The sequence below is a fragment of the Catenibacterium faecis genome, from assembly GCF_014306455.1.
Lineage (GTDB): Bacteria > Bacillota_I > Bacilli_A > Erysipelotrichales > Coprobacillaceae > Catenibacterium > Catenibacterium mitsuoka_A.
The window spans coordinates 1-15,109 of sequence record NZ_JACRWG010000017.1 but is presented as its reverse complement, the minus strand read 5'-3'; the positions used below and the strand labels follow the sequence as shown (position 1 = coordinate 15,109).

7 protein-coding genes are annotated in these 15,109 nt (G+C 39.9%); all 7 read left to right on the top strand.

Translation table 11 applies throughout. The features are described 5' to 3' along the window. The first annotated feature begins 18 nt into the window (after window positions 1-18). The 7 genes from H8909_RS05465 (at window position 19) to H8909_RS05435 (ending at window position 15,018) form a co-directional block, all read left to right on the top strand. The gene (locus tag H8909_RS05465; protein ID WP_007884644.1) at window positions 19-732 is read left to right on the top strand and encodes a LytR/AlgR family response regulator transcription factor; all 714 of its coding nucleotides are present in this window, start codon (window positions 19-21) and stop codon (window positions 730-732) included. Then, a complete protein-coding gene (locus H8909_RS05460) occupies window positions 729-2,003 on the top strand; it encodes a sensor histidine kinase (RefSeq protein ID WP_007884649.1) in 1,275 nt (424 codons plus the stop codon). The genes H8909_RS05465 and H8909_RS05460 overlap by 4 nt, the downstream gene beginning before the upstream one ends. A 191-nt stretch (window positions 2,004-2,194) precedes the next feature. Further along, window positions 2,195-11,551: an endonuclease toxin domain-containing protein gene (locus H8909_RS05455; protein ID WP_202985911.1), complete on the top strand. Its 9,357-nt coding sequence runs from the start codon at window positions 2,195-2,197 to the stop codon at window positions 11,549-11,551. 66 nt (window positions 11,552-11,617) lie between these two features. Continuing rightward, window positions 11,618-12,478 carry a contact-dependent growth inhibition system immunity protein gene (locus tag H8909_RS05450; RefSeq protein ID WP_007884653.1) on the top strand — a complete coding sequence of 287 codons (861 nt, stop codon included), beginning with the start codon at window positions 11,618-11,620 and terminating at the stop codon, window positions 12,476-12,478. Between the two features lie 17 nt (window positions 12,479-12,495). Further along, window positions 12,496-13,122 carry a hypothetical protein gene (locus tag H8909_RS05445; protein ID WP_007884654.1) on the top strand — a complete coding sequence of 209 codons (627 nt, stop codon included), beginning with the start codon at window positions 12,496-12,498 and terminating at the stop codon, window positions 13,120-13,122. 327 nt (window positions 13,123-13,449) lie between these two features. Then, a complete protein-coding gene (locus H8909_RS05440) occupies window positions 13,450-13,884 on the top strand; it encodes a helix-turn-helix transcriptional regulator (protein WP_007886453.1) in 435 nt (144 codons plus the stop codon). A gap of 534 nt (window positions 13,885-14,418) precedes the next feature. Then, window positions 14,419-15,018: an ATP-dependent DNA helicase gene (locus H8909_RS05435; protein WP_238928229.1), complete on the top strand. Its 600-nt coding sequence runs from the start codon at window positions 14,419-14,421 to the stop codon at window positions 15,016-15,018. Window positions 15,019-15,109: the final 91 nt, after the last annotated feature.

Here is a 15,109-nt window from a genome sequence, read left to right as displayed (position 1 = left end):
GACTGAGGGTAAGAAAATATGCTAGAACTTGCAATCTGTGATGATGACATCATCCTATGTAATTGGTTAGAACAGAAGCTGCTCCATTATGGGAAAGCGAATGACTGTCAGATATCTATAGAAATATACTATTCTGCGGAGCAGCTTCTTAACAGGCTGGAAGAAGAATCCTACGATATGTTATTCCTTGATATTTGTCTGGAACATGAGAATGGAATTGATATCGGAACGGAGATACGAAAGAAAAATTATGGAAAAGAACTGCGGATTACCTATATTTCAACATATCAGGAATATGCTATGAAATTATTCCGTATTCATCCATTTGATTTTCTTGTAAAGCCAATCCGAGAGGAAGAACTTTTCCGGGTGATAGGTAAATTACGGGAACTGTTAAAAGAACGGAAGAAAATATTTGAATATACGGATACAAAAGGAATCCACAAGATTTCTTATGACAAGATCCTGTATTTTTATAGTCTGGGAAAAAGAGTACATATCGTGACATCGGAAAAAGAATATGAATATCGAGGAAAATTAAAGGATGTAGCGGATGTAACAGAAGAATATTTCTTACTGATTCACAAGTCCTATCTCATCAATATGGAACACGTGGAGCATTACGAATATGACAACGTGGTTATGAAAGACAAGACACGTCTCAGTATCAGTAAAGCAAATCGCAAGAAGGTCAGGGAAAGACTATTACAAACGGAGAAGAAAAGATTATGAATATCCATTTGATCACTTATCTGACAAGTAAATTATTCTGGATTTATACTGTGTTCCGTTACAATACCATCCTGTATCCAAAAAATGAGGATACACAAAAGCTATTTGCATATTTTTGTGCATATCTGCTTTCATGCTGGGGAAGCATGCAGTGGGGAACGATGTACGGAGATCTGATCTTTGAGCTGATAGCTCTGTTAATTATAACAGTGGCATATCAGGCAGACTGGCAACATCATGTCTGGAATACACTTATGGTATATATTATGGGAATTTTATGTGATGGGATTCCAATCGTGTTCTTTCAACGGTATGCGGTAGCAAGAAATCCGGTGCATCATCACATGGGACCGGGAACTATTGTAATGGGAAATTTTATATTCTTTTTACTGGAAGTCATTATTGAAAGAAAAGTAGGTGTAAAGAGAAGTTATTATATAAAGAACCGTCATTGGCTTGCTATGCTTTCTGTCCCGGTGATCAGCATTATAGTCTGTATCAGGATATTGCTGCCAGACAGAAGAGGTGTGCGGTCTACGATTGTATTATTCTTACTGTTTATCAATGTGTTTATTTTCTATCTGCACGATGAGGTTCAGAAAAGTTATATTGAAACAGCAAAACAGGAAGAGATGAAAATTCAGATGAGCCAGTATGCAAAAGAACTGGAGATGATGATGAAATTACAGGACAGGCTGAATAAGATACATCATGATTACAAGCACCATCTTACAACAATAGGGGCAATGGCAAAAACGGGAGGAAATGAAGAGATTCTATCGTATCTGAAACAAATGGAGAATATAGCCGGAACAGCCTTATGTCATCATTTATATACAGAAAACCGTAATATGAATAATCTGCTGAATTATATTTTGGAAGATTCGAAATCAGTAATTGAAAATCCGGAGATTTCTGTAGAAATACCGAATCATATAGGGGAAGAATTATTTGATATAAGTATAATAGTGGGAAATCTTATGGATAATGCTATTCGTGGGACAGCAGCTTCAGATGAAAGGAGATTATCGTTTCAGATGTATTATGGAAAAGGAATCATGAATATCCAGATTGAGAATAGCATAAAAGATACACCAAAAGTGCGGAATGGAATTTATCTGACAACGAAAAGCAGGAAAGAAGGACATGGAATAGGATTACAAAATGTGAAACTCGTAGTAGAAAAATATCATGGTCAGATGGAGATCTGCCATACGGAGAAATCCTTTCAAGTGAAAATATTATTATATATGAAATTAGATGAAAAATAGTAAGGCGATGGTGTCTTACTATTTTTTTCGACCGATTTCGTCTATTTTTGCCACCTCAAGGGGCATTTTTACCATTTATGAAAATTTTGTGATTTTTTAGATTATAGTAGTGCCAAAGTCAGAAAAAAGGAGGGTAGCGGTTATTTTGTAAAGGAATTATAGAAAAAGATTACAAGAGGGAGAAAGAGACTATGAAGAGATTTCGAAAGTCGGCTATAGCCTTAGTACTTGCACTCCTGATGGCACTACAGGGAACAGAGCCTATTTTTGTACAGGCAAAAGAGGCCATTGAGGATGTACAGAAGAATGCAGATTTCTCCAGACCAGAGGCTTTGACGGAAGAGGAAGCAGGGATTACAGATTCCACATCTGGAGAACAAGATAAGAGTCAGCAGTCTGATGCGGACGTACAAAATGAAACGACGCCATCAGAAGATACAGAGACGCAGGAAGAACAGACAACTCCAGCGGAAGAAACAGAAGAAAATCCGCAGGAAAAAGAAGTGGAGTTGAAAGAACCACAGGATTACTATCCGATTCCAGAAGAACCGGAAGGTGAACTGATTGATTATGATGCCATTTCCAAGACTTATAAGACAGGGGACAAGCAGTATACAACCGTTTATGGAGGTTATGTCGTAACTTATAAGAATGAGGATGGAGATACCGAGCTGGTTGATAATACACTTGTAAAACCAGAAGAAGCAGATACTCCGGCATCCGAAGAAGCACAGGAAGCCAGCAGTGTAGTGGCAACTGAAGAAAAGGAAGAGAAAACAGAAGTTTATCAGAACAAGGCAAACGATTATGCTATCCTTCTTCCGGAACAGATGTCAGAAGAGAATGGTGTAACGATTGAAAATGGAAAGACCAGAATCGGGATCATTCCGGTAGATGGAGATTATACACATTCCGTTATTAAAGACAATGCGATCCTTTATAATGAAGTTTACGAGGGCGCAGATGTTCAGTATACAGTACTGGATTCCAGCATTAAGGAAGATATCGTACTTCAGCAGCCAACAGACAGGGAAGTCTATGAATACGAGCTGCAGATTCCGGGGTATCAGGCAGAAGTAAAAGACAATCAGGTCTATATCTATCCGGAAGGGAAGACAATCAAAGATGCGAAGTATCTTCTGGAGACGCCATCAATGGAAGATGCTGCCGGGGAAATCAGTTTCCTGATCACATTGGAACTTCGGGAAGAAGATGGAAAAACAATCCTGACCGTAAAACCAGATAGGGATTGGCTTTCGGCAGAAGAACGTCAGTATCCGGTCAGGATCGATCCGACACCAGTAGAGATTCAGAAGAGTTCCTTTAACATGATCGGTGTGAAAGAGGGAAGTCCTACCAGTCAGATTGGTGACAACAATTATCCGTATGTCGGATTTGATGATGGTATTAAGTCTGGGAACCTTGCAGGATTTGGTACTGCACACCAGAACTGCCGGACTTATATCAAAGTAAATTCAAATTTTAGTCAGATTCCGAAAGATTCCAAAATTGACAGTGCAACATTTGCAGTCAGTCAGAAAACTGCATACAGTGGTGGTGCATCCCAGTTTGGACTTTATCGTGTAGATCAGTCGTGGAACACCTCCATCACATGGAAAACAAAACCAGTAAATCTTACGTTTCAGGATGTACAGAATGCAAGTACCAGCAGGAACAGCTATATCAATTATGACGTCAAAGATCTGGTCAATGACTGGGTGCAGGGAACTCATGCGAATAACGGATTTGCACTGGTAGCCATTGCCGAGGCAAATAACCTTGGAGCTTCTATGCAGTGTGAGGTACTGAATAACAGGGCATCCGTTTATGGACCGAAACTCAGCATCCAGTGGTCACCGGCTGAAGATCCATATCTGCGAGATATGTCACTGGATGAAACAACGATCCTGCTTCGCCCGATGACAGAAAAGAATACAAATGGAAAGCTGAAGTTTGATGCCGTATTTGCAGACGGAATTGCAAAGAGCAAATCTACAGTAGAATATTATCTGCTTCCAGATGAGGAAAATGAAGAACATCACGAAACAGATGCAAAACCATTGTATTCCTATCCAGACAGTACTGAATACAATAAGCAGTTCCCGGAGGCGAATAAGTATTACAGCAAAGATTCCAACTGGCAGAGTGCACTGTATTCAGGGCTGACGAAGGACAAGCTTTATAAGATCAAAGCAAAAGCATCGAAAGAGATTGATGGAAAGCTGGAAACAGGAAAAGAAGTGACCAGTGACAGCTTTGTGATCTATGAAGTGAAGCAGTTTGATACATTCCCGAAGATTGCAAAATATTATGGTGTTCCGCTTAAGAACATTATGAAAGACAATCAGGTTATGGACGCACTGGTAGTCGCAAATAACACGATCTTTATCCGTAACCCACAGACAAATGTTCCATATAGTCCTGCACCGCTTACCGATCAGGATAAGATGCGGATTGACGGAGCATTGATGGGAAGAGGCCTGCACTGTGAATTTGGATTTGAACCAGTCAACTTAAATACTGGTAACTTCTACATGGATCAGTCCGATGCGACGATGAATGAACTGAATGGAGAATTCTCCATTACAAGAAGCTACAATTCCAAAGGAACAGACCAGCATTCCATGTTCGGACGTGGATGGAGCTTTAACTATGACCAGTCACTTTCTCAAATGGAGGACGGAAGTCTTCTGTATATGAGAGGGGACGGAAGTTATCTGATCTTTGATAAGAATGAAGATGGAAGCTACACTACTCCGGATGGTTATGTATATGATTTAAAAGCAGTCAGCTATAAAGATACAGACCATGACTACATCGGATGGGAACTGACAGATGCGGATCAGAGCGTCTGGTCATTTGATAAATATGGAATTTTACGTTATGTAACGGATGTGAATGGATTTAAGACAGTATTAGATTATGACGATGATTATAATCTGAGTAAGATTACAACACCATCCGGAAAAACATTCGGGGTAAAACAGGATAAATTCGGGCATATCAAGGAACTGTCTCTTCCAGATGGTGGAAAAGTTTCTTACAAATATGATGAGCAGGGAAATCTGATATCTGTAACAGATCCGAATGGAACAACAAAAGAGTACAAATATGATGATGACAGCCGTATGACAAGCTGGAAAGATGAGAATGGCAATACGGTTGTAAAGAATACTTACGATAAAGAAGGAAGAGTTGTAGAGCAGACTGATGCAGAAAAAGGAACGGCAACTTTCAAGTACGGAAAGAGTTCTACTACAACAACGGATAACGAAGGAAATAAGACCGTTTATCATTATGATGATCAGTACCGCACAACATCCATTGAATATCCGGATGGAACAACCTGTGAAAAGACTTATAATGCAGAGAATCAGCTTGCTTCCGAAACGACAGCAGCCGGAACAAAAACTTACACTTATGATACATTTGGCAATGTAGCAACGGAGACAAGAGAGGATGGAAAGACAGCCTCTTATACTTATAATGAGCAGAATAAGCTGACCAGTGCAACTGGATATAACGGAGCAACGGTTACTTACAGTTATGACGGTAATGGAAATATGGTCACATCTACAAAACCGGATGGAACAGCCATTACCTATACTTACGATGACAAACATCGTATGGTATCCCAGACAGACGGCAGAGGTGTCACAACAACGTATTCGTATGACGGACCGAACATGACCGGATATGTGGATGGAAATGGAGCAGCATGGGGATTCACGTATGACGCGATGAATCGTGCAGTTACCATGACAGATCCACTTGGAAATGTAACCTCGAACAGTTACGATGCGAATGGCAATCTGACTTCCAAGACAGCAGCCGATGGCGGTGTGACCGCTTATACGCTGGATGGTGTGGGAAATATTACAGCAAGTACTGACGCACTGGGGAATACCACCACTTATACTTATGATAAGATGTACAACATGACCAGTGGTACAGATCCGAAAGGAAATCAGATCAGCTACGTTTATGATAAGAATTATCAGCAGGTCAAAGCAACCGATGCAAAAGGAAATACAATTACTTATAAGTATGACAGCATGGGACGTGTCATAGAAGAGAGTAATAAAGATTTTGGAACAAAGCTCTATGAATATGACAAAGCAGGAAATCTGAAAAAATATACCGATGGAAATGGAAATGCAACCGTATCCAAGTTTGATTCTCTTGGACAGGTGCTTCAGTCCAAAGATGCAGTTGGTAATATAACCAAATATGAATATGACGCATTAGGAAATGAAACCAAGATTACTTATGGAGATGGAAGCAGCCATTCCAAGGAATATGATAACTGCGGAAGACTCGCTAAAGAGACAGATGAATTAGGTGCAGTTACCACTTATACTTATGATGCGGCAGACAATCTGGTATCAAAATCAGATGACAGTGGAAGAACCTGGACTTATACCTACGATAATACAGGAAACCGCTTAAGTGAAACCAACCCAGAAGGTGGAACTACCACATATACTTATGATAAAGCAGGAAATCTGGTATCTTCTACCGATGAAGAGGGAAGAACAGATACTTATGCTTACGACAAGGCAGGAAATCTGACTACATCCAAAGATGCCCTTGGATATACCGTATCCATGAAGTATGACTTAAATGGAAATCTGGTATCCTCTACCGATGAAAATGGAAATACCAGTACCATGACTTACGATGGTAATGGAAACATGACATCGGTAAGCGATGCAAAGGGCAACATTACAGCAATGAAATATGATTCCACCGACAATCTGGAACAGACGGTGGATGCCCTGAAAGGAAAGACCACTTACGAATACGATTCACAGGGCAACAGCACAAAGATGACAGATGCCCTCGGCAATGCGTATAGTTATGTGTATGATAAAGAGGGAAATAACACATCCATAATACTGCCGACAGGGGACAAGGTGCTGATGGAGTACGATGCCATCGGACAGCTTGTAAAATGTACGGATGCACAGGGACTCGTAATTACCTATCAATATGACGGAGCAGGCAACCTGATCCATTCCTCCGACAATGGTGGAAACAGTATGGATTATACTTATGATGGTGCCGGAAATGTACTGACACAGACCGATGAACTTGGCAGGACAGCAACATACAAGTACGATCAGTACGGCAGACTCCTGAAACTTACTGAAGCAGACGGAAGTATCACATCTTATGAATATGATGTTATGGACCGCATTACAGCGGTAACGGATGCGGAAGGTCATAAAACAACCTTTACCTACGATAAAGTCGGCAACCAGTTATCCATGACAGAAGAAGAGGAAGCCACATATAAATACGCTTACGATAAGAAAGACCGGGTTATTTCTCAGACAAATCCACTGGGAGCATCCAGCACCTTTAAGTATGACGGAAATGATAATGTGACGGAATCTGTCGATGAAAACGGTACGGTTACCAAGTATGCTTACGATAAAAATGACAATCTCGTATCCCAGACAGACGGAAATGGAAATACGACAACCTACCAGTATGATGAACTGGACCGCAAGATCGGTGAGACTTCTCCGTTAAAAGAAACAAATGAATACCGTTATGATGCCATTGGAAATCTTACCAAATCAAAAGATCCGATGGGACTCATTACCGAATACAAATATGACAGCCTGAGTAACATGACGGAACAGATTTCTCCAAAGGGAGCAGTTACCAAATATGATTACGACAAGCATGGCAATGTCATTTCTGTAACGGATGCAAAGGGAAATGAGACACAGTACAGTGTTGACCTGAATGACAATGTCACAAAGATGACACAGGCGAATGGTGGAGAGTATACCTATAGTTATGATAAAGCCGGACGTCTGAAGAGTATGACCAGTCCACTGGGTTATACTAAAAATTTCTCTTATGATAAAGTGGACAACGTGGTAAAAGAAAGCGACAGCTTAAAGAGTACCACTACTTATACTTACGATAAGCTCCATAACATGAAGTCTTCTACCAATGCACTGGATGGAACAACCAGCTTTTCTTATGATAAGTATGGCAATCTGGTGAAGGAGACAGATCCGCTTGGACGGAGCAATACCTACAGTTATGACCTGGCAGGTCAGATGACTTCTGCAGCTGATCCGCTTGGTAAGATAACTGCTTACACTTACGACCCGGCAGGAAATATTACTGAGATCACCAAACCGGGTGGAAGAAAGACCAGCTATGGATATGATAAGAATTATAATGTTACATCTGTAACAGATCCGATGGGCTATGTTGCAAAGACAGTCTACGATAAAGACAACCGTGTAACAGAAGAGACCGATGCACTGGGGCAGAAGGAATCCTATACCTATGATAAGGACAGCAGGGTAACTTCTATTACAGACAAGCGTGGATTCACAACGGGATTTGATTACGATGCACATGGGAATATTCAGGTTGTTACAGATAAGACCGGATTAAAGAGCCATCTGGAATATGACAAGAATGACAACCTGACCAAAGTAACTGATGCCCTTGGCGGTGTAACAACTTATGGTTACGACAACATGGATAACCTGGTGACCTTCACCAATGCAGCAAATAAGACAACGAATTATACTTATGACTTAGAAGGCAACCTGACATCCATCAAAGATCCGGCAGGAAGAACGGAGAAATTCGACTATGATGAAAAAGGCAGACTGACCGGACATACACAGGCAAGCGGCAAGAAAACCACGTATGATTACGACAAACTGAATGACCTGTTGGAGAAATCTTATCAGGACGCAAAAGGCGAGACATCCGAAAAGGACGTGACCTACGCATATAACAGTGCCGGGGAACGGGTATCCATGAAGGATCAGACAGGCAAGAGCAGCTACGAATACGATGCACTTGGAAGAATCACCAAAGTGACAAGCGGTTCGAAAAAGGATGTCAGCTACGTTTATGATGACGCAGATAATCTGCAGGCAATCGTATACCCGGATGGGACAAAGATCAGCTATGAATACGACTTAAATGATAATCTGGTAAAACTGACAGACCGTAATAGAAAAGTAACCACTTACAAGCATGATGCACTGAACCGTGTGACAGAAGTTACTAGAAGTAATGGAACAAAGACGGAAGTATCTTACGATGCAGAAGATCATATCACAAAGATTGTGAATACCTGTGGTTCCTGCGGCAAAGTAATCAGTACTTATGAGTACAAGTACAATGATCAGGGATATGTAGTTGGAGAAACAGCTACGGAACTGGAAGCTGGAACAAGAAAGACGCCAAGCTGGGAAGACTGGTACAACTGGGGCGATACACAGAAAGAGACAGACAAAGCAGACTGTGAGCATCAGGAAAAAGAGATCCAGACGACACGTACCTATGAATACGATGACAACTGGGAACTGACACGCTGTACAGAAAAAGCAGAGGGCGGTAAAAAGACAGTCCATAATTATACTTATGACAAGATTGGAAACCGGACCTCTTACGAGAAGATTGAGGATGGTGTCAGCAAAGCAAAATATAACTATAAGTACAACGATTCCAACCAGCTCATCAAACGCACCAATGCAAAGATCTGGGGCGATCCGGGAACAACCTACAGCTATGATAAAGATGGCAATCTGATCCAGGAATGTGATAAGACAAACAGTGCAGATCCGGTTACTTATGAATACACAGCAGAGAATCGTTTGGCAGTAGTAAAACAGGGTGGAACAGTCCTGATGGCAGCCATGTACGATGGAGATAACAACCGGGTATTCGAACTTGATAACACCTATAAATGGGAAGACTGCTATGGCGATGAAGTCCTGATCCCGGCGAACCAGCGTACCGAAGATGGAAACAGCCCGAAAGAGCAGCTTGCCTCTCTGGTAAAAGGCGGTTCCAATGCCAAAGGATGCACACTGACAGAGTATATCAACGATATCAATCGCGAGAATACAGAAGTCCTTGCAGAGTATGGAGCAGACGAGAAAGTACGTCAGGCTTATACTTATGGAGAAAGTGGAATCGGAGAACGGGTAAGCGTTGATAAATCGGAAGAAAGCAGTTATTATTTATATGACGGAAGAAACAGCGTGACCGGAATCCTGACCGAAACAGCTAATCTGACGAACAGTTATCAGTATGATTCATACGGTAACCTTACATCAGGAACAGCAGACGGTGTCAATTACTACGGTTACAATGGGGAGTCCACAAATGTAAAAACAGGACTTCAGTATCTGCGGGCAAGATACTATAACGCAGAGAACGGAACCTTTACAACTGAAGATAGTGACCTTGGAACGACAGAAAATCCATTGACCAGAAACCGCTACGATTATACGACCAATAATCCGCTGAATTACAGTGATCCGACAGGACATTCATTGTGGAGCAGGATTAAGAGTACAGCTAAAAAAGCAGCGAAAGCAGTCAAGAGTGTCGGCAAGAAAATCGTTAATACTGCGAAAAAGGTAGTCAAAACAGTAGTAAATACAGCTAAGAAAGCAGCAAAAACTATTGTTAACACAGTGAAGGGGGTAGCAAAAACTGCCAAAAATGCAGCTAAACATGCAAAACAGACATATCAATCTGTGAAAAATCGTGTAACCAGTAGCAGTACATATCAAAAGATCACATCCAGAGGAAGTCAGTTTATTCGTTCTGTAAGCAATGGGGTACAGAAAATTGGAAAAACTTATACATCTTTCAAATCCTATGTTTCAGAAAGAACGGCAGAAATCCGCTCAGAAGTGGTACGACATATGTGTACGACAACAAATCGTATTACAGATAAGCTTGGAAAAGTAGACTGGAATGCGGTGAAAAAAGTAGCCATTGGTATAACTGCGGTTACAGTTTCTGGTCTTGTAGTTGCTGCAACAGGCGGTTTGGCTGCAGGAGCAGTTCTGGCAGCATTGCCAGCAATGGGTGGCTTAGGAACGGCGATGGTTTCAGGAGCAGTTATTGGAGCTATTGGTGGAGCTTCATATAGTGCAGTGAATTCAGGTTTGTCTGGAAATAGTCTGAAACAAGTAGCAAAAGATACGTTAGTCGGTGGTATTGCAGGAGCAGTGACAGGTGGCGTTATGGGTGGCCTTAGTTATGGGGCTGGGAAACTTTTGAATGTAGTAAGGAGTGCAGGAAGTACCCATAATGATGGGATTGATAAATCGTTTAAAAAATTAGTTGCAGAAGTAACCGAAACAAAATTGCCAGAAGGCACTTGGGAAAAACCACCATTAGAGCGAGGAGATATTATTGACAAAGCTATGGGAAATAACTTGGGACACAATTTCCCGACCATAGATAAAGTAGAAAATGGTGTTGTGACTAGTGTTAAAAGCCGAGACTTAGGTGCAAAGACTTATCAAAATGGTAATAAATTGGAAAAGGTAATTGTCAAGGACATTAATAAAGTTTCAGGATTTATAGGAGAAACATTTAATGGTAAATTTGTTAATGCGGAAGAAATAGTGGGTAGACAATTACAAGTAGTTGTTCCAAATGTAACATTAAGCGAAGCTCAGATAAATGCAGTTAATAATGCTACAAAACATGGTATTGATAAAGGTGTTAAACTCATTATTACAGTAGGAAAATAATAGCAAAGTAAATAGCTTAAGGGGAATATTTTATTCCCCTTAAGTAATAGAGAGGAGAAAACGGATATGATTTCTGTATATTATAATCAAAAATATGGTTTCTTAATTGTGCCTAATGCCATTGAAAGGTTTATGGGATGTTATATTTCTATCGAACCTACAATTGAAATTATGGCTGAAGAAACAATAGATAAGATAGGCTGTGCAATTAGAAAAGGAATAAAAATTGCAGAAAGTTCCCCAAAAGTAGACGAATCTCAATTAAACAATTTTTGGAAACAAACAAAATATAAAAGTTTTCCAACATTTTCCAAGAATTATCAAAGAATTGATTTGAAACAAAATGGAGATGAATTAGAAATTAGAAGATGGGAACGGAATAATAGAGGGGGATATTCGCGAAAAACGGAAGAAAAAGATTATATTAATTTTATAGAAATGTCGGATTATGAATTGGGCTTGTTTATAAAAAAAATGTTTGAACCATGTGAAATTAGAATTGATGAAACAGAAAGATTTGAAACATTAGAGGGGAAAATAATTAGTTATTCGATTCCAAATGAGCATTATAAAAATATTGGTGATGGTCATACAGATTCTTATATGACATATAGAAATGAAGATTATGATAAGTTGTATATTTCTTTTTTGATAGGTGATGGAACTGATTGTACAGATGAAGTAAGCATAAAAAATCATTACAAAAAAATATACAAGCAAATGTCGAATATTAAATTTGAAAGTAAATGTAATAAAAAATATGTACATTTTTTAACAGAAAATGGAGAAGTATTGCTGAGTTTTATTGATAATGGTTATGTGGAGTTTTTTATGTGCATTCCATATAATATTGAAAGAAAAGTTCAAAAGGAGTCAATAGAACAGTATTTAAAAATGTTATTTTCGATAAAAATTGAAGATAAATAAAGCGTGAAGGAGAGAATATGCAAAAGAAGAATTGTGTTTTGTGCATAAGTATAGGAATTATAGTATGTATATTGTTATCAGCTTGCTCCAGACAACCAGACTTTGATGCCAAATCCTACGTCCAAAGTTCTCTTGATGCACACTATCATGGAGAATATAAGGACTATGCGAATCTGTTAGAAATCTCGGAAAAAGATGCCAAGAAAGAAATCGAAGAGGATTTTAATGAGAGTATCCAACAGCAATTTGATGATTCCGATAACATTACGGATAAAGGAATTGCTGATTATGCGGAAAAACTGACAGAAGTAAAGAAACTGGCAAAATACAAAGTACAAGATGTGAAAGAAGAGGATGGAGTCTATACAGTAAGTGTACAAGTTGAACCATCCAATGTATTTCAGACATTGCAACAAAGCTCTACAGAGGTAAGCAATGAAAAAATAAAGCAGGGATTGGATGGAAATGATCCGGAAGTCTTTGCAGCTGTATTAACAGAAAGTGTCCAGAAGAGTCTTGAAAAGAACAGATATGGAAAAGCTGTTACTGTAAACGTATCCGTGGAAAAAGATAACTCAGGAAAATATGGTCTTTTGGATACAGAGATGAATAAGTTGGAAGCAGCGATGTTCCCAACAGAATAAGAATGAATGGAAAGCTATCAGAGGAAAAAAACTGGTAGCTTTCTTTTAAACTCCAAGACAAGAAAACTTGTTAAAAAAGCTATTGTAATAGTAGAAAAATTTATTTAAATAATGGATGACAAGAGTCTTTTATTCATTATGAGAAAAAGAAGGAATCTCCTATGAACCAACAAGAAATATTCACGTAAGATGGAAAAAAGTGCTGTAATCGAAGAGGTTGCAGCATTTTTTTCTTCGACATTTTTCGAACATTATAACGTACCTATCCGGTCACCGCCATGCTCCGATTTGATTTCTATATCAAAAATCAGATCGGAGGAAAGATAAATGGCTTATAACAAGACAAGTGAAGAACGAAAGTGGAATTATTGGAAAGAACAGGAAGAAAAGAAATTGCGTGAACTGGGAATGGAAGAAGAGAAGATCCAAAAGCTGCGCCAGATGGACAGGGAAGACTTTCTGGAAGAGCGCAGATACCGGGAACATCTGGATGAAACGATGCAGGATATGGATTCCATAAAAGAAAAGGACAGCGAGCTGTTTGCAAGGGATGTAAAGGAGCTTCTGGATCACATAGGTGATAAGCGAATCTATGAACTATTGAAAGAAACGGAGCATCAGACACTGGAAATCCTCTTACTCAGTACATGGGGATATTCTGGAAGAGAAGTTGCTAAGATTATGGGAATGGCAGAACAGACGATTTATACCAAAAGAAACCGTTTGAGAAAAAAATTAAAAAATTTATCAAAAATTGAATAATTATGGCGTTTTTCGTCGGCTATTTAATAGGCAGGTAAATTTTGCCAGTGTACTTTGACAACCTCATACCAGCATTACAGGTACGTTCCCGTAAGTAGAAGCGTGGCAGGAAGACGCGAGGACAGATGAAAAGGGCATGGAAGAAATTAGACCAGAAAGTGAGAGGCAGAGTTCTTTTGTGGCGTTTTCGTTTCGAGCGAATCATCTTTAACTGAAACAGGACCGTGGCGGTCTTTTGCGAGGATCACTTACGAGGGGATAATGATACATAGGAACTGCCAGTGAGCAGAGGATGGACTTTGGGTTGTAATCAGCAAGACTTTTAGAAAATCCGTGAGCGGTGCAATGCCAAGCATCCGCCTGTAATGTTCCCGTAAGGCAATGGGGGAGTCGAGGACAAATACAACGCCAAAAATCAAAAGTATAAGAAATCAAGGAAGAATGTGTCGTTGATATCAGATACATACGGCTGTAGGGAGAAATCCTTTACAGCCGTATTGATGTGATATCAGCACGCATATCAGGTAACAAATTATGTATTACACAAGAGAATATCTCAATAGAGCGCATCGAGAAATTGATACTATTTTCCGAGTGCTGTTCCCGGAACATGGAATGGCAGTAAGGGAAGAACAGATTATGTTATGCCACAAAATGCTGGATAACCTGCTGGGAAGAAACATAGCACTGTGTGACGCGGGTGTCGGTATCGGCAAGACGTATGCCTATCTGGTGGCCTGTGTTCTGATGAGAAAATATTCCCTCCTTGCAGAAGGATGTTCCCCTTATGAGCAGCGTCCGGTCGTGATATCCACTTCCAGCATTGCACTCCAGAAAGCAATTCTTACAGAATATATCCCTTTTCTCTCCCGGATTCTTCAGGAGAACGGGACGATTCAGGCCCCTATTAAAGCTGTGATACGAAAAGGGAAAGAGCATTTTGTCTGCGATGAGAGGTTGGAGCACCGAATCGTTGCAATCGAAGAAAAAAACAAAAATGCGTTGCAGAAAGAAGCTCTGCTGTCGTTGAAAGAACATTATGATATGGACGAAGTGTCCAACTTAAGTGGGTTTGACAGAAGGATGGTGAGTGTACCGAAGTTCTGTGTTAAACCGCAAACTCTACCCATCTGATAACTGCAAATTATATTACCCTATATAATAATGTATTCTTATAGCGACCGCAGTTTATTTCAATCAATAAATCATAGATAAAGAAAAGATG

Bases quoted from the DNA above. Each gene is read 5' to 3' on its own strand.
- H8909_RS05440 (WP_007886453.1), top strand. From the start codon at position 13,450: ATGGCTTATAACAAGACAAGTGAAGAACGAAAGTGGAATTATTGGAAA.
- H8909_RS05435 (WP_238928229.1), top strand. From the start codon at position 14,419: ATGTATTACACAAGAGAATATCTCAATAGAGCGCATCGAGAAATTGAT.
- H8909_RS05450 (WP_007884653.1), top strand. From the start codon at position 11,618: ATGATTTCTGTATATTATAATCAAAAATATGGTTTCTTAATTGTGCCT.
- H8909_RS05455 (WP_202985911.1), top strand. From the start codon at position 2,195: ATGAAGAGATTTCGAAAGTCGGCTATAGCCTTAGTACTTGCACTCCTG.
- H8909_RS05445 (WP_007884654.1), top strand. From the start codon at position 12,496: ATGCAAAAGAAGAATTGTGTTTTGTGCATAAGTATAGGAATTATAGTA.
- H8909_RS05465 (WP_007884644.1), top strand. From the start codon at position 19: ATGCTAGAACTTGCAATCTGTGATGATGACATCATCCTATGTAATTGG.
- H8909_RS05460 (WP_007884649.1), top strand. From the start codon at position 729: ATGAATATCCATTTGATCACTTATCTGACAAGTAAATTATTCTGGATT.